Source organism: Echinicola jeungdonensis (assembly GCF_030409905.1).
GTDB classification, from domain to species: Bacteria; Bacteroidota; Bacteroidia; order Cytophagales; family Cyclobacteriaceae; genus Echinicola; species Echinicola jeungdonensis.
On sequence record NZ_JAUFQT010000001.1, the window covers coordinates 580001 to 599230 of the forward strand.

Here is a 19230-nt window from a genome sequence, read left to right on the forward strand (position 1 = left end):
CTGATTAGATATGGAGTATATACCCGTATAGGAATGCCTGGATTTAATGTTTGGGGGTATTATGGGCTTAATGAGTTTTTTGAAAATGGCCAGGGTCCATTTGAAACCCAAACAAAACAATTTAATTTTGGTATATCTGTGGCATTATTTTAAGCCAAAATAAAATTGCAAAACTTCTATCAGGGCGTAAAATAATCTACGCCCTTTTATTTTTTCCAAAATTTGGGCTTCGTTTTTCATTAAATGCCCTTATCCCTTCTGCAAATTCGTCGGAACTCCCAGCCTTATTCTGGTGCTCGGCCTCCATTTCCAAAACTTGATCCAGGTTCATTTCCAATGATTTATTCAAACCCTGCTTTATAAGCTTTAGGGCCATTTCAGGTGCACTTGAATAATGTTCGACATAGTGCTTTACCAGTTCATCCAACTCCGATGCCTCAACGCACCTGTCCACCAACCCCATTATCTCAGCTTCCTCTCCAAATACCTTCCTTCCAGTGGTTGTCAATTCAAAAGCCTTGGAATATCCAACTCTCCTCAGAAGGAAGAAACTGGTTCCAGCATCCGGAACCAGCCCTATTTGGATAAAATTAAAAGCCAAATAAGCTTCTTTACAAACAAGGACTAAATCCGTTGCCAATGCTAAAGCACAACCCGCCCCTACTGCTGGCCCATTTATTTTTGCAATAACAGGAAGCTTTATGGATCGGATTTTAATAATTAATGGGTTATAATATTTTTTTATAAATTCCTTAATAGGGATGTCTTCATAACTTTCTTTTAACACTTTCAGGTCTTGCCCACTGCAAAAAGCTTTCCCCTCACCGCTTAATACAACACATCTGCATTTGGAGTGATTTTCAACCCTATCAAACGCACTGAACAACTCCATTAACAATTCTTTATGGATCGCATTAAAAATCTCAGGCCTATTCAACCTAATTTCTAACCATTCACCATGGTCAATAAACTTGATATATTTAAAATCCATTTTCTATAACAAAAGGAAATAATAAAATGACACAAAACAAGTGATAAACCCCAAACAAAAACCGCCCAATACCTCCAATGGCCGGTGGGCATTTAAATATAGGCGGGAAGAGCCTACCAAACCACAGATTAAAATAATCCCTATCAATGGATACAACAATACCTCCGCCTGAAATTTCAAACTGAGAACAACAGTAATTGCAATTAGCCCGGAAAGACCGGTAATGTGTGCACTTATTTTCCAAAAAAAAGTAATGAAGGTCAGCAAAACGATGGACACAGTTATGGTCAACAAGGTAAATACTACCAATTCATCTATATGTATTCTTGCATAAAAATAATATGTCACCACTCCGTAGAATAAGCTGACCATGGAAAAGGGAAGAAACCTTTCTTGCTTGGTCCCCATCTGGAGGCTAGGGATGGTCCTCATATACCGCATCCCCAATACACTTAATAGGGGAATCAACAGTGTGGACACAATGACCAAAAGCAACATGGAAAACTTTATTTCCTCCGGTACTATGGTAGCCTCAGGAATCAAATATAGTAATATTACAAATACCAAAGATGGTACCAATAGCGGTTGGAAAATTATCGAAAGTAAAAGGGCTAATTTTCGATTCACTACAACTCCTTTCTTAATCTTGCAACTGGTATTTGAAGTTGTTCCCGGTATTTAGCTACTGTCCTTCTTGCAATATTATAGCCCTTTCCATTCAATAATTTAACCAGTTTGTCATCAGAAAGAGGTTTCCTTTTATCCTCCTTATCAACCATTTTCTGCAAAACACTTTTCACCTCACGGTTACTCACATCCTCGCCTCCTTCTGTGCTAATCCCCTCGGAAAAGAAATATTTCAGTGGAAAGACCCCAAATTCTGTTTGAACTGCCTTACTATTGGCCACCCGGGATACCGTGGAAATATCCATGTCAATTCTTTCTGCAATATCCTTAAGGATCATGGGTTTAAGCTTGGTTTCATCACCTTCCTCAAAAAATTCATACTGGAAATCAAGAATGGCATGCATGGTTTTCAAAAGAGTCTGTTGCCTTTGTTTGATGGCATCAATAAACCATTTAGCAGCATCCAGTTTTTGCTTAACAAAACTGACAGTCTCCTTTAATTTTTTATCCTTCTTATCACTTTTGTCATAAGCCTCAAACATTTCGGAATAAGACCGACTAACCCTTAACTCAGGCGCATTTTTAGCATTTAAGCTAATTTCAGGCTTACCATTGACATTATTCAAGATAAAATCAGGTAGGATATATTGGGTTCTTAACATACCATCCGAGCCTCCTCCAGGTTTGGGATTGAGCCTGATAATCATATGAATCACCTCCTTTAAGTCTTCTTCATCAATACCGCACTTTTTCAGAATTTTGTCGTAATGCTTTTTGGTAAATTCATCAAAGCAGTCATTTACTACCCTAAGGGCTTTTTGTATTCTCGCATCCTCCTGATGCTCTTTCCTTTCCAGTTGAATGATCAAACATTCCTGTAAATTTCTGGCTGCAATTCCTGCAGGATCAAAATTCTGGATTTTCCGAAGCACTTCCTCCACTTCATCCAGGTCGGTTTCAACATTCTGGCTAAAAGCCAGATCATTGATAATTGCCTCCAAATCCCTGCGGATATAGCCATCACTTTCAATGCTTCCAATTAGCTGTTTTCCGATTATCTTCTGATGGTCATCAAGCTTCAGGAAATTCAATTGGGAAATCAATTGCTCATGAAGTGAGGTAGCACTGGAAAGTGGGATTTCCCTTTCTTCATCATCAGGGGAATAATTCCCATCTCCCTGCATTTTATACCCGCTATAATCATCACTGAGATATTCTTCTATATTGAGGTCTTTCTCCTCCTTATTGTCATCCTCAAAATTTTCCGGGATTTCATCTTCATTTTGTTCTCCATTCTCTTCCTTTCCCTCTTCCAAGGCAGGATTAATCTCCAATTCTTCTTCCACCCTAGCCTCCAACTCCGCAGTTGGTACCTGCAACAGCTTAATAAACTGAATTTGCTGTGGAGACAGTTTTTGAGATAGAACCTGATTTAAATTTAATTTTTGCATAAAGTATAGGTCCTCAATATAATTATGTATGCAAGTTACTTAACAAACTTTACACCAACAGGACTAATAACGTCCCTTTCCATATTCAAATTTAGGAAATTAGATCAAAATTTTGATAAAAAGCTTATTATATCGTTTTTTGCATTCCATTTTAGAAATTGTCAACTTCTGGCCCGTTAAGAAATGGGCAAATAAGCAACAAATTTATGGCATTCAACAAAAGATCGAAAATCAGGTCAATACTAGAAAAAAAACCTATAGGGGACCAAGTTACTCTAATGGGTTGGGTCAGAACCAAAAGGAGCAATAAAAACATCACATTTATTGCCTTAAACGATGGCTCTATCATTCAAAACTACCAAATAGTTGCCGATCCGAATGTCATTGATGAAAAAACCCTAAGAAGAATTACCACTGGGGCCAGCATCAAAGTAACCGGAAAAGTAGTAGCTTCACAGGGAGCAGGCCAGGACTCAGAACTGGTAGCTGAATCCTTGGAAGTCTTAGGGGAAGCTGACCCTGAAAAATATCCTTTGCAGCCCAAAAAACATTCCCTGGAATTTCTTAGGGAAATCGCCCACTTAAGAATGCGAACCAATACCTTTGGTGCTGTTTTCAGGGTAAGGCATGCGCTATCATTTGCCATTCACCAATACTTTCACGAAAAAGGATTTTATTATATCCATACCCCAATCATTACCGCTTCAGATGCTGAGGGAGCTGGGGAAACATTTAAAGTAACAACCCTGGATCCCAAAAACCCACCGCTAACCCCAGAAGGAGAAATTGATTACAAGGAGGACTTCTTCGAAAGAGAAACCAATCTGACTGTTTCAGGTCAGCTGGAAGGGGAGTTGGCCGCCATGGCCTTATCTGAGGTGTACACCTTTGGTCCAACCTTCCGGGCAGAGAACTCTAATACCACAAGGCATTTGGCTGAGTTTTGGATGATTGAACCGGAAATGGCTTTTTATGATGCCGAGGACAACCAAGATCTTGCTGAGGATTTCCTAAAATACATCATCAAATACGCCTTGGAAAATTCTCCAAAAGACCTTGCCTTTTTGGATAAAAGGGCTTCGGATGAAAATGCAAAAAAACCCGCCAATGAAAGAAGCGAAATGGGACTTTTGGAGAGGTTGAAATTTATTATTGATAACGAATTTGAAAGGATCACCTATACTGAGGCTATTGAAATCCTGAAAAAGTCAAAACCCAACAAAAAGAAAAAGTTCAAATACCTTATCGAAGAATGGGGGGCAGACTTGCAATCAGAGCATGAGAGATTCCTGGTAGAAAAGCATTTTAAAAAGCCAGTGATCATCACCGATTATCCAAAGGACATCAAAGCTTTCTATATGAAGCAAAATGAGGATGACAAAACTGTAGCTGCCATGGATATTCTATTCCCAGGCATTGGGGAAATTGTTGGTGGTAGTCAAAGGGAGGATAATATGGAAAAACTCACCTGTAGGATGGGCCAGCTGGACATTAGTGAGGAGGAACTATTCTGGTACCTGGATACACGTCGTTTTGGAAGTGTTCCCCATTCAGGATTTGGGCTTGGTTTTGAAAGAATGGTTCAATTTGTAACTGGAATGGGCAACATCAGAGATGTCATCGCCTTCCCCAGAACCCCTGGAAGTGCTGAATTCTAAAAGTGAATTAAATAACAAAAAAAGCCAATTCAATTTAAGAATTGGCTTTTTTTGTTATAGATTTCTTCACCCATATCAATATGAAACCTCTCCAATAGAACCTTAGCTTAAAACCTGGGCGCATTCCTGTTCAACCCTTAATTTATAAATACTTAATCCTTCCTGGAATGGACATTTTTCAAAAATAAAATCAACCATCAATAAGGAAGGTTTTCATCTTTTCTAATGGATTCCCAATTGTAAATAGGTCTGCGGAATTTTTGCAATAATATCCGAGGCAATCGTTCCTCTCCTGTTTACCTTTCCTGCCAATTCCCCAGCTAAACCATGATGATAGACCCCGCAAAATGCAGCTTCTTTGGGCGAATAACCTTGCCCCAGGAAAGACGTAATCATGCCTGTGAGAACGTCCCCAGCACCTCCAGTGGCCAAATAAGCATTGCCAGAGGAATTAAAGTTTAGGGTACCGTCAGGACAGGCGATCAAACTATGAGCCCCTTTCAAAATTATAGTACATTGAAATTTTTCAACAAATTCAGCCACCTTATCAACCCTTTCCCTTTGATGGGCACAAGCACCAGCCAGTCTTTCAAACTCTTTTAAATGAGGGGTTAGGATAATATTGTGCCCTAACATGTTCAATAAGTGGGGATGTGAGGCCAGTAAATTGATTCCATCTGCATCAATCACCATCGGCCCTTTATATAATTTCAATAGTTCCTCCAACATAATAGCAGTTTTGGAATGTTGGCCCATGCCGGGCCCTACCCCTAAGGCATCATAACGGGTCAGATTATCAGGAGGGTATTCATCCAAATAATGATCCTGTTCGGAAACCTCCACCATGGCTTCGGGAAGTGAAGATTGAAGCACTTGGATACCACACCTGGGAACAAAACAAGAAACCAAACCACTGCCGGTTCTTAATGCTGCCTCAGAAGCCATACGGACTGCTCCCATTTTCCCATAGCTCCCGCCAATTAGCATTACCTTTCCGAAATTTCCTTTGTGACTAAACCGGTCAAAGGATTTATGCAATTCAGGAATATCCTTTTTTTCCAGATAATACATTTTTGGTTCAAAGGTTTCAAAGTAATCAGGACTTATCCCTATATCCTTTATCACCAATTCACCTGTGTAAGAAGCGTGCTCAGGGAAAAGCAGGGCCATCTTGGGAAATTGAAAACTAACGGTAAACATGGCTTTAAATGCCTCTCCCTCCAAAATTTCATCCGAGGGCAAACCGGTAGGCATATCAATGGCTATTCTTTTAGCCGGAAAGTTATTCAGCCTTTTTATCAGGTCTAAATACGCCCCTTCGAGTGGACGGTTGATACCAACACCCAATACTCCATCAATTATTACTTTTGCCTTCCAATTTTCCCAATTGACATTTTCAACTAATTGGACAGGTATGGCTTCTGGTAAAACTTCATGATTCAATTTAAAATCCTTGGACCCATTGGCCGGATCACCCATGATAAAAACTTTAACGGAATATCCCCTCTCCCAAAGCAATCGGGAAATGGCCATACCATCCCCCCCATTATTACCTGTTCCACAAAAAACTGCCAAATCATTTTCAGGACTAATCTGTTCTACAAACCAGTCACAAAATGCCAGAGCAGCTTGCTCCATTAACTTGTATGAAGTTATGCCTTTATCTTTAATAAATGCGGCATCCAGTTCTTTAACGGATTTTCCAGGTATGATTTGTTGCATGATTAAAGTTTATGTCTCCACCAATTTCATTTTGGGAACCTTAACCAAAATAAGAAAACCTAAGCCAACAATAAAGAAGGAAGCCAACATTAAAGAATTATTTCTCATACTACCTGTGAGTTGTTCTATCAAGCCATATGAAAATGTTCCCAAGACAATGGCCACTTTTTCGGTGACATCATAAAAACTAAAATAAGAAGCATGGTCTATGGTGTTTCCAGGGATCAATTTGGAAAAAGTGGATCTGGATTGGGATTGAATTCCTCCCATAACAAGGCCAACCACAAATGCCAAAATATAAAATTCGGTTTCGGTATAGACCATGTAGGCAGCCCCACAGACTCCTGTCCATATTATTACCATGGTTATTAAGGAGAATTGATTCCCCAATTTTTGGGACATAAATGCAAAAAAGTAACTTCCCAGGATGGCAACGATTTGAATAATCAAAATGGTAAGTATCAATTTATCACCAGCCAATTGAAGCTCCTTCTCCCCAAAGGTAGCTGCCATATACATCACGGTTTGGACTCCCATGCTGTAAAACAAAAAGGCTGACAAAAACCCTTTAATGTTGGGCATCTTTTTTACCTCATGGAAAACTTGGCGAATTTCCCTGTATCCGTTCCACAATAAGGAACTTGTGATTTCCCTTTTAAAGGGATTATCAGGCAAAAATTTAAAGGGGATTTGAGAAAAACCAATCCACCAAAGTCCGGTAATTAGAAAAGACCAACGGGCTGCCTGTCCTCCATCTTCCAAGAAAAACCATTCCGGAAATTGAACCATCAAAAGGTTAACAATTAAAAGCAATACACTTCCTAAATATCCCAAAGCAAAACCTTTGGCACTAAGCATATCATATTCTTTTGGTTTACTGATTTCAGGAAGGAAACCGTTATAGAAGACTATACTTCCCGCATATCCTATACTTGCCAACATGCTACAAATAATTCCCCACTCTAGGTTTGGCCCATTAAAGAAAAACAACCCCATACAGGAAAGCCCCCCCATATAGGCGAACAATTTCATAAAGAGCAATTTCTTTCCACCCGCATCAGCCATTCCCGATAATAATGGAGAGATTAAAGCTATAACCAAAAAGGAAAATGAAATGGACCAGGAATACAGCACCGTATTTTCCACATGAAAACCAAAAAAGGATACTATCTCCCCAGTTTCAGATGCTGCCCTGGTTACATTGTTATAATAAACAGGAAAAATAGTAGAGGTAATTACTAAACTATAAACGGAATTGGCCCAATCATACATGGACCAGGCCCATTTTACTTTTTTTGGAGAATGTTTAAGTTGGTTTTTCATTATTATTAAGACAAAAAAAAAAGCTACCCCGGAAAGGGATAGCTTTTTGTTAGATTAATTTATGATTATTCAGGCCCTTGTTTCCCAGTAGATGCATATAAAATCTTCCGGGCATCCGCCTGTCTTAGTTCCCACTGAATATCAGCTATAGGTCCCATTTTCACATCCCGGTCAGCTTTAAGGGAAATGGTAATCTGATCCCTTTCCACTTCCGACAAGTTATCTTTTTCCTGGTTTACCCACCTGATGATGTCATTGGTGGTAATCAATGCATCATTGGCTTGAATCCTTGGTTCAGTACCGTACAAGCTTGTATTTTTGGGTTTTCCTACATAGAGATAAGAAATCAGGGACTTCTTTTCCAATTTCTGTAATTGGGTTGCTTGAGGGAGACTTTGTTCTACCAAAATTTCCTGTTCTCTCAAAACGGTTGTTACCATGAAAAAGAAAAGAAGCATAAAGATAATATCAGGTAACGCTGAGGTTGGGATATTCTCTTCGGTTTTCGATTTTTTCTTAAACTTACCCATCATTACTCACCTCCTGTTTTATCTGGTTCAGCAATAGAAATGGCCATAGGTATATTTTCCTTACCTCTTTCCAATAATTCTTTTTCAGCTGCAGATCTACTGGACAATGCCCTGTATTCATCTGCGGATAATCCTACCCTTTCAGCATAAATTTCAAAATATGCCTTTTTCACCAAGTCCAAAACTTCCAGGTAAAGCTCATAGCTAGTACCTCGATTGGTTTTAATAGAAACCACCGCTTCATTGGGGTGGTCGGATGAATTAGGATCCCTTTGGGCAATTCCCTTTAGAGAAGGGGGAAGGCTATTGTAAAGTTCAATATTTTCCTGGTCTGGATTTCCGAAGTTCATCACAAACTCCTTGATTTCCTGCCCCAGTCCTTCAGTATTTTCTCTAAAATCATCCTCCACCAACAACTGGTCGTTGGAGTTGATCAATATTTTGAAAATATTTCTCTCGTTCTTTTTAACGTCGGGTGGTGGAACATTAGGATCTTGCTTAGGAGGCAGGATATTGGTTATCCCTTTATCTGAAGCAATAGTTGTGGTAACAAGAAAGAAGATAAGCAGCAAGAAGGCGATATCCGCCATGGAACCTGCATTTACCTCCTGACTCATTCGGTTTTTCTTTCTTGCCATTATAACTTACTTTAACAGTTTATTAAACTCCGTAATTACAATTCCGATCAAAGACAATCCGAATAATAAATACGTGGTAATCAACACGCCTCCAACCATTTTGGAGGTACCTGGGGTCAAGTTAAATGGTTTAACGGCATATTTTGGAAGTACTTCATCACTGGATATACTATAAGCAATCAAGAACAAAACCAAAACTCCTAATACGCCGACTCCGATTTTAACCAAACTTTGGGGGTTGTCTATAGACTTGATCAGGGGCATGATGATTGCAGCAATCAAGCCCAGACCTATCAATAGGTACCCAACTCCTAACATAATATCGAATGAATCCATATTGTTTTTCTTCTTTGGTTTAAAGATTAATTAATCAAAGCCACAAGGCCGGTCCAATTATTTGGACAGTTTGTGCTTTACAAGGATATCTACCAAGGTAATGGAAGCATCCTCCATATCGTTCACCAAAGAATCGATTTTAGCTACACAATAGTTGTAGAACAATTGAAGAATAATCGCAACGATCAAACCAGCAACCGTAGTCAAAAGGGCGATTTTGATACCACCAGCTACCAAAGAAGGAGAAATATCTCCCGCTGCTTCAATAGAGTCAAAGGCACCGATCATACCAATTACCGTACCCATGAAACCCAACATTGGAGCAAGGGAAATAAACAAGGAGATCCATACCAATCCTTTTTCCAATCGGCCCATTTCAACAGAACCGTAAGAAATGATGGATTTTTCAACCATCTCGATACCTTCAGAATATCTCATCAAACCTTGGGTAAAGATGGAAGCTACAGGTCCTTTAGTGCTCTTGGTGACGTCTTTAGCTGCCTCAATACCTCCTTGGTCAAGGGCATCTTCAACTTTTGCCAAAAGCTTTTTGGTATTGGTAGTAGAAAGGTTAAGGGTGATAATTCTTTCCAATGCCACTGCCAGACCCAAAATCAAACAAATCAACACTGGAGACATGAAAGTAGGGTCCCCCTCAATAAATTTGTCTTTAATTATTTGATGGAAAGGTTTTTCTTCCACAACAATTTCGTCGTCGGTCATTGCAGGAGCGGGTTCTTCAGCTTCCTCCTCCATCATCATTTCAGTAGTGTCCGCTGCAGAAGCTTCTTCTGTAGTGTCCTCTTGTGCTTTTGTAATAACCGGAGACATAAGGATTCCGGTAAGCATGAACAAAGCGATTAACTTTTTCATAATTTAGTTTTTAATAGACTTTAAATAAAGGTTAAACGGTATCAAATATTAATAATGAGCTTTTAAAGATATAATTTTTTCAAATCAAATGACAATGGATATTTGTATTATTTTTCAATATCGCTATTTCCCCTAATATTCCCTTTAATGTCACAAGGTAACCATCTTTCCGTAAATTGGAAAAATGCTTTTAATAAGAAAAGGAATGGAGGAGAGTCATTTGGATAATTGTGTCAGTGGAAAGGAAAGAACTTGGTAGCTCCGTTTCGGTTCCAAAAAACTACCGTTGGATTAAGAAAATGCAGAGAGGAAGGGATTCGAACCCTCGATACCCTTTAGGGGTATACACGCTTTCCAGGCGTGCTCCTTCGACCGCTCGGACACCTCTCTGTTTGATTGATTTTCGTGCTAACAATCGAGGCGACAAATAAAGATATAATATTTAGCCAATGCAAGTATTCAAGAGCTTATTTTCTATAAAAAAAGCTTTTTAAAAAGCTTTTTTTCCTTCATCCACCAAGTAGGGAATTGATTTTCAACCGCTTATTTCCACTGTTTTTTTCACCCTCTTTTTTTGCAAGTACAATCCCCTTAATTGCTTGTAAGGGACATTTCCCCCGCCAATGGAGTTATCAATTTTCTTCGTATTTCTTCTTCATCCGTTTCATTGGCGAGTAAAAACATCATTTTGGAAATGGCTGCTTCCGAAGTAATATCCCCTCCACTAAGAACCCCCACTCTTTTTAGTTCCTTACTTGTTTCATAACGCCCTTGAATGACCCTTCCCCCATTACACTGAGATACATTAAATATAATAATTCCTTTCTTCACTGCCTTCTCCACACTTTCAATAAACCAAGCCTCAGTGGGACTGTTTCCAGAACCGTAAGTCTCCATTACCACTCCCTTAAGGCCCTTGGTATTGAAACAACTGTCCAGTACCCCAGCGGTAATGCCTGGAAACAATTTTAAAATCATCACATGATTGTCCAATTTATTGAGATACTTTAACTGTATACCTTCCTCAAAAGGCTTGATGGCGGCATAATTATAATCGATAACAATCCCTGATTCTGCCAATGGTGGATAATTTTCAGATTCAAAAGCATCAAAGTGTACACTTTGCATTTTTTTTGCCCTATTTCCCCGAAGGAGCATATGGTTGAAAAATATGCATACTTCAGGAACAATGGGTTTCCCATTGGCTTTGGATATGGCTATTTCCAGAGAAGTCATCAAATTTTCCCTCGCATCCGACCGCATGGCACTAATGGGCAATTGTGCCCCAGTAAAAATAACCGGTTTACTAAGCCCTTTGAGCATAAAGCTGAGCATGCTGGCTGAATAAGCCATAGTATCAGTACCATGAAGCACCACAAAACCATCATAGGTATCGTAGTTTTCATAAATAATGTATGCCATATCTACCCAATGCTGCATATTGACATTGGATGAATCAATGGGTTCCGGAAAAGATATTACAGTAATGGCAATATTAAGATTGGTCAGGTTTGGCATTTTCTCCAGGATCTGGCCAAAATTAAATGGCACCAATGCACCGGAATCATCGTATGCCATACCAAGCGTGCCGCCAGTATAGATAATCAAAACAGAGGATTTTATCTCACTTTTGGCTGCGGTATTTAATCTTACGATCTTATAATTCATAAAGTAGACCGGTTAAAAATCTTATTGGCATTAAAATTAGTGATTTTTGCTACCTTTTCAAGTGGATTTTCGGTCAGGTCCCCTACCCTTTCTGCAATGAGAGGTATATACTCCGGTGAATTTCTCTTTCCCCGGTAAGGCACAGGAGCCAAATAAGGTCCATCTGTTTCCAAAACCAATTGACCAAGACCAATTTCCGGAAGCACCTTATCCAATCCTCCGTTTTTAAAAGTAGAAACACCACCAATACCCAATAAAAAATCCATCTCCATAATTTTTTTGGCCTGGTTTACTGTTCCAGTAAAACAATGGAAAATCCCCGTAAGGTTTTCCTCTTTCAATTCCTCAATAATTTGGATGGTTTCATCAATGGATTCCCTGCAATGGAGCACTATGGGTAACTTTTTTTCTTTTGCCCATTCCACCTGAATCCTCAAGGCTTCTTTTTGATATTCAAATAATGACTTGTCCCAATATAAGTCTGTTCCGATCTCCCCAATAGCTACAAAATCCCTTTTATTAAGCCATTCCTCAATTACATACAATTGTTTTTCAAAATTCTTATCCACCTCACAAGGGTGTAAGCCCATCATGGGAACACAAACATCCGGATATTTTAACTCCGCTTCTAACATGGGGTCAATGGAATCTACATCCACATTAGGCATATAGATTTTTTTCACACCTTTTTCCTCACATCTCCTTATGACATCATCCCTGTCATTATCGTATTTTTTAGAATAAATATGTGCGTGGGTATCAATATAGTGCATCAGTAATTCCTTTCTTTCCATTTAATCTTCGAAGGCCAAAAATAATATACTATTGTAGACCATGAAATTACCGCATAATAAACTTCAAAAAATAATAATGGAATAAAAGGCAGCCTGGTTTTAGTTTTTTGGGCATAATACTGCATCAGGTTCATTTGTAAAAAGATTTTGATTGCCCAAAGCAGCAGGCCAAAGGTAAAATTTTGAAAAACCAAATAAATTATGGCTGGAAAAAACAGCAATTGCATTACCAATGCCATTTTCCAAAACCAGGGAAGTCCCATGGCCCCCTGAGTCCAGCGTTTCCGCTGCCTGAGCAAATCCAACACATTATTTTCGGCTTTGGTCAATGCCAAGCTTAATAGGCTTACTTGATGGACCGGCCGGTATCCTTTTGCCCATATAGCCCTCCCCAGTTCAAAATCTTCTGTAACAGAAAAGGGAAGGGCCTCAAATCCCCCTACACTATTATAAGCTTCCTTACTGACAAGCATATTATTCCCAACACCTGTAAGGGATTGTCCCAAATCGGAGGCCACCTTGACCATGCTTAATGTCAGCCACCAATCCATTCCTTGCCACCTTTCCCAAAAGGATTTTGCCTTTACCCTGGAAATGCCGATTACCATTCCCTTCTCTGGGGTAAAGGCCCTTACCATTTCCCTTGCCCATTCGGGATTTACCTCGCAATCTGCATCGGTAAACAAAAATAATTCCCCTTCTGCCACTTGAATCAACTGGACTAAGGCATTGGCTTTTCCATTCATCAAATTTCCCTTTTGGGGACTGACATTTACATAAACCCTGTTATGTTCCTTGCCTGCCCAAGCCTTGATTATGGCTTCTGTTTGATCAGTACTTTCATCATTACCTATGATAAATTCAATCTTTTCAGGAGGATAACGGAGTTTTTCAAGAGCTTTTAAACATTGAGGTAAATATTGGGCTTCATTCCTAGCAGGGATCAAAACACTAATTCTTGGCCAACTTCCTTCCTCAATCGGCTTTGAGTAATCCTGGAAATGATATTTCAACAATATCCATAAAAGTAGGTCCTGAATAAGCAGCAAAAAAACAAGGAATATGGAAATCAAGCTGATCATAACTTTCCAGTCCGATAACCCTGACTTCCTAAATAATCTAAAAATTCCGGAAGGACTTTTCTGATAATATTTTTTGTTTTTAATTGATCATGAAAAACTATAATGGAACCGTTCCTGACATAGTTTAAAGTTTTTTGAAGGCATATTTCGGCAGGTTGGCTTGGATCATAATCACCAGAAAGAACATCCCACATTATTATATCAAAGAATTCCTTGGTTTGTTTACGTTGACTTTTTCTCATTCTTCCATAGGGGGGGCGAAACAAATAGGGCTTCATTCCCAATTCCTGTTCTATTATTTCCTGGCATTTCCCCACATTATCCCAATAATCCCTCAAGTTTACTTTTGTACCTTTGATATGATTAAAGGTATGGTTACCGATTTGATGGCCCTGATGGAACACTTCCCGCGCCAATTCGGGAAACTTGGCAACATTATCTCCTACCATAAAGAAGGTAGCTTTCATACCCCTTTTCCCCAATTCTTCCAGCACAAAATCCGTTACTCCAGGAACGGGGCCATCGTCAAAAGTGATATATACCTGTTTTTCTTCCCTGCTCTTATGCCAAATCAAATCAGGGTACATCCACCTAACAACTTTGGGAACATGGTGAATAACCATTTATTACTATTTAATTAAATCTTAAACTCATCAAGGTAATATCATCCCTCTTTGGAACTTCATCTGTAAAAGCATTCCATTTTTCAAAAAAATCATTATGAAATCCCATTGGGTCTTTGCATAAATTTCGCCCTATATATTCCAACAATCTCTTTTCCCCAAATTCTTCTTGTTGAGGATTCAATGCCTCAGTCAATCCATCAGTATAAAGGTGAAGGGTAAAGCCCTTTAATTCTTTTCTCTCCCCCTCTTCCAAAAATGGTAATTTTTCGAAAGCCCCTAAAATGGTGGTTCCAGCTTCCAACTGTTCGGTGGCCTTTTTATCCTCCCAACACAACACAGGAGGATTATGACCTGCATTGATATATTTCAATGTTCGGGTTTTATAATTGTAATAACCCAAAAAGAAAGTAATAAACCGCTCCCCATGCGTATTCTCAAAAATCGTGAAATTGAGCTGCTCTGCGATCATCTTCAAATCGGAGGAACTTCGGAGCAAAGTCCTTAGTGCGGCCTGGAAATTGGACATCAATAGGGCTGCTGGCATTCCCTTTCCAGAAACATCGGCGATACAAAAAAACACTTCATCTTCCGACTTTTGAATCAAATCATAATAATCTCCCCCCACCCTGCTATGTGGGAAATAGGTAACTTTAGCTTTGAGCTTATCTGTTTCAGGAAGCTGGAATGGAAATAACATCCTTTGAACACTGCTGGCTATTTCCACCTCCTTTTTTAAGCGTTCCTGCTCCAATTGCCTTCGGGCAAACCTTTTGTTTTCCAGCGCAACCACCAAAATATTGGTAAGTGCCTGGGTGAAATCAAGGTCCAAATCCCGCTCTCCATCCTTGGTTTTTAGCAAAAGGATTGCAAGCATTTTGTCCTTATGATATACCGGAACATAGATATCCAATTCAGAAAAGGAAAATTCTCTGGGCATCACCAAGTTTAATTTTCCAATGGCCCGGTTATCCTCCACATCTGAATTGGGAATAAACTTGGGTATATTTGCCTTTACCCCATGAACCACCCGCTCTTCAAACCCATCCTGATTGGCCACATACAAGACCAAGGCCTTGATGTTCAAATGCACCAAACAGGTAAATTTGAAAATATTGAGCAATACAGCTTCCGTCTTGTTTTCATTGATGGCCTGGGTGATTTCCAAGAGGGCTTTTAACTCAAGTTCTTTCCTTTGATATTTTAATGTCTCGGTGGTCAATTTATCGGCTTCAATCACTTTTTAAAGGGTATTATGGGCCATAAGCCCTTTTTTGGTGGCCAGAAAGTAATATTGCTTTCCATTTTTTGGAATATCCGGACTTCCGGTCAAATCCTCATCTGGCCCGGCCAGACATTTGATGTATTTTTTCTCAAATAGTAACTGCAATGTACTCAAAACCTTGGCTTCTTCCCAACACAAGGTTTCTTTTAACCCTTTGAAGGATTGGACAAAGTACAATTCATCCATCAAATCAAATTCTTCATCGGACATGGTCGGTATTATTTTTGACTTAAAATTACTGATTTGAAATATTATCCCTTCCCTTCCAGGAAAATTTTCCAGTTAAGGCTTTTCCTGCCACTACCACAGAATATATGGGATGTAATAGGCTGGCATAAATGTAACTGTACCAGGGAGTGGGAATAAGGAGTTCATTTAATACATGGCCCAAAGCCCAATATTCTGCCCCGACCTTTATCCCCCAAAAAAGTACAAAAGCACTAAACTGCTTTTCCACCAAAAGTCCTAAGCTAAACAAAAAGACCAAGGCAAACCCCACCATTCCAATGGCGGTACCAAAATTACTTTTCTTTTGATGCTTGTTCCATTTATTGGCCCACCTGGCCCTTTGCTCAACCAAGCCTTTCCAATCAGTGGCAGTAGATGTTACCACTAAATTTTCCCTGTAAGGAAGATAAGTTATAGCTTTTGGCCCATAATAATGGTTGATCTTATAAAGCAGAAAAGCATCATCCCCTGAAAGCACTGAATGGTTTCCAAAGTATCCTCCTGCTTGCTGAAAAGCTTCCTTCCTATAAGCTAAATTGGCCCCGCTGCACATAATAGGCCTTTTCCATTTGAAAAATGCCTGGGTAACCAATAAAATACTGGCCCATTCTATTTGCTGAAAATAATCCCACATGTTCCCCTGGGATTTGGAGATCACGGGCCCTGCCACCATTTGAACCTTTTCATCCCAAAATGGCTGAACCATCCTTTCTACCCAATCCGGGGGAAATTGGCAGTCCGCATCCGTGGTCAAAATGATATTTCCAGTCGATAACATTACCCCAAATTCAATCGCACCCTTTTTTCCCTGAGCTGGGCTTAATACCACATGGCAATTCCGAATCTCCTTTTTATTAATGACTTCTTCGGCAAGTAGCCTTCCACCATCTGAGCTGTGGTCGTCTATCAGGATTATTTCTAATTGGGAATAGGTGAGTTGCCCTAAACTTTCGATCAGGGATTCTAAATTTGGTTTTTCGTCCCTGAAAGGAACTAATAGAGTAACTGGAAAGGGGGATTTTTTAGAAGAAATGGGACCATGGACTGTTTTCCACTTATCGGCCAACACCACTAAAACAAGTCCGTACAGCAATGCTGCACCTAGGAAGAAAATCACCAAAAGATTCATGCCCATGGAAGGAAATCTGCTAAATTGCGACAATGGGCAAAATACCGAAAAAGGAATTGAAAGAGCAAATTATTTTGGGAATCGACCCCGGTACCAATGTCATGGGTTATGGGTTGATCCTTGTAGAAGGGAAGAAATATAAAATCCTGCAATTTGGGGTAATCCATCTAAAAAAATATGGGTCCCATGAACTGAAATTAAAAAAAATCTTTGAACGGATTACAGGAATAATTGATGAATTCCACCCCGACAATGTAGCACTGGAAGCTCCATTTTTTGGTCAAAATGTGCAGTCCATGCTAAAACTTGGAAGAGCCCAGGGGGTTGCCATGGCCGCAGCTTTGGCAAGGGACATCCCCATTACAGAATATTCTCCCAAAAAAGTCAAACAATCGGTAACCGGAAATGGGAATGCCTCCAAGGAACAAGTTGCTGAAATGCTTAAAACCCTGTTAAAAATTGAAAGTGTGCCCAAGCTTTTGGATGCCACAGATGCTTTGGCAGTAGCCCTTTGCCACCACTTCCATGCAGGAAGGCTCCAAACCCGTGGCAGAAGTGCTGGATGGAAAGCATTTATTGAAGAAAACCCCGGCCGGATTAAATAATCCTTTCCGGCCGGTGAGGTTTTTTTTTAAAAATGTTTCCAACCTTGAGCTTTTAGTTCAACGGCAGTTTGGCTTTTGGTCACCATCAATTTTCCTTCTTCAGATTTGGTCACATGGCCAATAAAATGGACATCTGGATGCTTTTCTAATTTATCGAAATCCTCCTGCTTAATGGTAAAAAGCAGCTCATAATCTTCTCCTCCATTCAATACACAGGTAATCGGATCCAGCCCAAATTCCACTGCAGAATCATATGTTTGTTTATCAATAGGCAATTTATCCTCATATATTCTTACTCCAACACCAGACTGCTTGCAAATATGAAAAAGTTCAGAGGCAAGTCCATCAGAAATATCAATCATACTGGTAGGAACTACATTTAAATCGCGAAGTTCATGGATGATATCCATTCTGGCATCTGGGCGAAGTTGCCTACCGGTAACATAGGCATATTTTTCCAACTGGGGTTGCATTTTGGGATCGGCCATAAACACCTCTTTTTCCCTTTCCAAAACCTGAAGGCCCATCAAAGCCCCTCCCAGGTCACCTGTTGCACAAATGATATCCTTATCTTTGGCCCCAGACCTTAACACTTCTTTTCCTTTTTCCACCTCTCCTAATACAGTAATAGAAATCACCAATCCTGCCCGGGAGGAAGTAGTGTCTCCACCAATGATGTCCACATTATAATGTTCGGCTGCAGCATTTACTCCTGCATACAAAGCATCTACAGCCTCAACAGAAAACCGGTTGCTTAATCCCACGCTGACTGTAATTTGCTTAGGAATCGCATTCATTGCAGCAATATCAGAAACATTGACAGCCACGGCTTTGAACCCCAAATGCTGTAATGGAGTGTAAGACATATCAAAATGAACTCCTTCCAGTAACAGGTCGGTAGAAATCACCTGGACAAAATCCCCCTTGTCCAGTATTGCAGCGTCATCACCGACGCCTTTTATGGTACTTGGATGTCGAAGCTTTATATTTTCATTTAAATGATCAATTAGACCAAACTCTCCCAATTCACTTATTTCCGTTCGCTTTTCCTTCATGATATATTGTAATTTATTTTGAAGGCCTAACGCCTTAACCTTTCCTTCTTTTCTGGTAAATCCACCAATTTTTATTTTTTGGAAGGTATTGCTCTCCTCCCAAATTTCCATTGGAGGGTAAATAACATTTATGTTTTTCCCTGTAAATGAATTTTATTGAGTCGATTGACAAATCTCCACTAACACCCCATTGGTGCTTCGGGGATGCAAAAATACAACTAATTTATGATCAGCCCCGGTTTTTGGTTGTTCATTTAACAATTCAAACCCCTCCTTTTTCAATCGCTCCATTTCTTTTTGAATATCCTCCACTTCAAATGCGATATGATGGATTCCTTCCGCCCTCTTTTCCACAAACTTGGAAATTGGGGAATCAGGTCCAGTTCCTTCCAATAATTCCACCTTGGTATCGCCAACCTGAAAAAAGGACGTTTTCACCCCTTCACTGTCTACCATTTCCTCTTTATAAGCCTTATTTCCCAACAGTTTGGCAAACAATTCATTGGATTGTTTCAAGTCTTTTACCGCAATTCCAAGATGTTCAATTTTTCTCATCCTTTAAATTTGTATATTTGTATTAGGAATTATTTCCAAGGTAAGCATGTTTTATGC

21 protein-coding genes and 1 tRNA gene (1 of these 22 running past the window's edge) are annotated in these 19230 nt (G+C 39.6%); 3 read left to right on the forward strand and 19 right to left on the reverse strand.

Annotation, left to right across the window (positions count from 1 at the left end):
* Nucleotides 1-4 carry the end of a porin family protein gene (locus tag QWY93_RS02365; protein ID WP_353959613.1) on the forward strand. Its footprint begins 581 nt before the window's first position, so the window shows 4 of its 585 coding nt (coding positions 582-585); its start codon lies beyond the left edge, outside the window; the stop codon is at nt 2-4.
* Nucleotides 5-196: 192 nt separating this feature from the next.
* On the opposite strand, the gene QWY93_RS02370 is transcribed toward QWY93_RS02365, so the two are convergent.
* Genes QWY93_RS02370 through rpoN form a run of 3 tightly spaced genes read right to left on the reverse strand, consistent with a single transcriptional unit; the run spans nt 197 to nt 3069 of the window.
* The gene (locus tag QWY93_RS02370; protein WP_290246588.1) at nt 197-991 is read right to left on the reverse strand and encodes an enoyl-CoA hydratase/isomerase family protein; all 795 of its coding nucleotides are present in this window, start codon (nt 989-991) and stop codon (nt 197-199) included.
* Between the two features lie 3 nt (nt 992-994).
* Nucleotides 995-1618, reverse strand: a complete 624-nt coding sequence (locus QWY93_RS02375; protein ID WP_290246589.1) for a phosphatase PAP2 family protein — start codon at nt 1616-1618, stop codon at nt 995-997.
* Complete coding sequence (gene rpoN / locus QWY93_RS02380) at nt 1618-3069, reverse strand: RNA polymerase factor sigma-54 (protein WP_290246590.1); 1452 nt, start codon at nt 3067-3069, stop codon at nt 1618-1620. The genes QWY93_RS02375 and rpoN overlap by 1 nt, the downstream gene beginning before the upstream one ends.
* Before the next feature lie 206 nt (nt 3070-3275).
* On the opposite strand from rpoN, the gene asnS reads away from it, so the two are divergent.
* Nucleotides 3276-4727: an asparagine--tRNA ligase gene (asnS, locus tag QWY93_RS02385; RefSeq protein ID WP_290246591.1), complete on the forward strand. Its 1452-nt coding sequence runs from the start codon at nt 3276-3278 to the stop codon at nt 4725-4727.
* Nucleotides 4728-4949: 222 nt separating this feature from the next.
* Here asnS and QWY93_RS02390 read toward each other — a convergent pair whose 3' ends face one another.
* The 14 genes from QWY93_RS02390 to QWY93_RS02455 all read right to left on the reverse strand — a co-directional run bounded on the left by QWY93_RS02390 (nt 4950) and on the right by QWY93_RS02455 (nt 16964).
* Nucleotides 4950-6449 (reverse strand): NAD(P)H-hydrate dehydratase, encoded by a 1500-nt coding sequence (locus tag QWY93_RS02390; protein ID WP_290246592.1) that lies wholly within the window; start codon nt 6447-6449, stop codon nt 4950-4952.
* Between the two features lie 9 nt (nt 6450-6458).
* Nucleotides 6459-7772: an MFS transporter gene (locus QWY93_RS02395; RefSeq protein WP_290246593.1), complete on the reverse strand. Its 1314-nt coding sequence runs from the start codon at nt 7770-7772 to the stop codon at nt 6459-6461.
* A 65-nt stretch (nt 7773-7837) separates the two neighbouring features.
* Complete coding sequence (locus QWY93_RS02400; protein WP_290248804.1) at nt 7838-8302, reverse strand: ExbD/TolR family protein; 465 nt, start codon at nt 8300-8302, stop codon at nt 7838-7840.
* Nucleotides 8303-8304: 2 nt separating this feature from the next.
* Nucleotides 8305-8940, reverse strand: a complete 636-nt coding sequence (locus QWY93_RS02405) for an ExbD/TolR family protein (RefSeq protein WP_290246594.1) — start codon at nt 8938-8940, stop codon at nt 8305-8307.
* Nucleotides 8941-8946: 6 nt separating this feature from the next.
* A complete protein-coding gene (locus tag QWY93_RS02410; RefSeq protein ID WP_290246595.1) occupies nt 8947-9276 on the reverse strand; it encodes a hypothetical protein in 330 nt (109 codons plus the stop codon).
* Between the two features lie 57 nt (nt 9277-9333).
* On the reverse strand, nt 9334-10149 hold the full coding sequence (locus QWY93_RS02415; protein WP_290246596.1) for a MotA/TolQ/ExbB proton channel family protein: 816 nt from the start codon (nt 10147-10149) through the stop codon (nt 9334-9336).
* 302 nt (nt 10150-10451) lie between these two features.
* A tRNA-Ser gene (locus tag QWY93_RS02420) sits at nt 10452-10539 on the reverse strand.
* A gap of 201 nt (nt 10540-10740) precedes the next feature.
* A complete protein-coding gene (locus tag QWY93_RS02425; RefSeq protein ID WP_290246597.1) occupies nt 10741-11817 on the reverse strand; it encodes an asparaginase in 1077 nt (358 codons plus the stop codon).
* Entirely contained in the window at nt 11814-12611 is a 798-nt protein-coding gene (locus tag QWY93_RS02430; RefSeq protein WP_290246599.1) for a TatD family hydrolase, read from the reverse strand. Before QWY93_RS02430 ends, QWY93_RS02425 begins: the two co-directional genes overlap by 4 nt.
* Nucleotides 12590-13693 (reverse strand): glycosyltransferase, encoded by a 1104-nt coding sequence (locus QWY93_RS02435; protein WP_290246600.1) that lies wholly within the window; start codon nt 13691-13693, stop codon nt 12590-12592. The genes QWY93_RS02430 and QWY93_RS02435 overlap by 22 nt, the downstream gene beginning before the upstream one ends.
* Complete coding sequence (locus QWY93_RS02440) at nt 13690-14316, reverse strand: polysaccharide deacetylase family protein (RefSeq protein WP_290246601.1); 627 nt, start codon at nt 14314-14316, stop codon at nt 13690-13692. The genes QWY93_RS02435 and QWY93_RS02440 overlap by 4 nt, the downstream gene beginning before the upstream one ends.
* 10 nt (nt 14317-14326) lie before the next feature.
* Nucleotides 14327-15538, reverse strand: a complete 1212-nt coding sequence (locus tag QWY93_RS02445) for a PP2C family protein-serine/threonine phosphatase (RefSeq protein WP_290248805.1) — start codon at nt 15536-15538, stop codon at nt 14327-14329.
* 21 nt (nt 15539-15559) lie between these two features.
* Entirely contained in the window at nt 15560-15811 is a 252-nt protein-coding gene (locus tag QWY93_RS02450; protein WP_290246603.1) for a hypothetical protein, read from the reverse strand.
* 25 nt (nt 15812-15836) lie between these two features.
* Entirely contained in the window at nt 15837-16964 is a 1128-nt protein-coding gene (locus QWY93_RS02455; RefSeq protein WP_290246605.1) for a glycosyltransferase, read from the reverse strand.
* A gap of 26 nt (nt 16965-16990) precedes the next feature.
* Here QWY93_RS02455 and ruvC point away from each other — a divergent pair, with 26 nt between their 5' ends.
* Nucleotides 16991-17563, forward strand: a complete 573-nt coding sequence (gene ruvC / locus QWY93_RS02460) for a crossover junction endodeoxyribonuclease RuvC (protein WP_290246606.1) — start codon at nt 16991-16993, stop codon at nt 17561-17563.
* Nucleotides 17564-17589: 26 nt separating this feature from the next.
* Here the strand turns inward: ruvC and thiL are convergent, their stop codons facing one another.
* Nucleotides 17590-18618, reverse strand: a complete 1029-nt coding sequence (thiL, locus tag QWY93_RS02465; protein WP_290248806.1) for a thiamine-phosphate kinase — start codon at nt 18616-18618, stop codon at nt 17590-17592.
* A 153-nt stretch (nt 18619-18771) separates the two neighbouring features.
* Nucleotides 18772-19173, reverse strand: a complete 402-nt coding sequence (gene mce / locus QWY93_RS02470; RefSeq protein WP_290246607.1) for a methylmalonyl-CoA epimerase — start codon at nt 19171-19173, stop codon at nt 18772-18774.
* Nucleotides 19174-19230 lie beyond the last annotated feature (57 nt).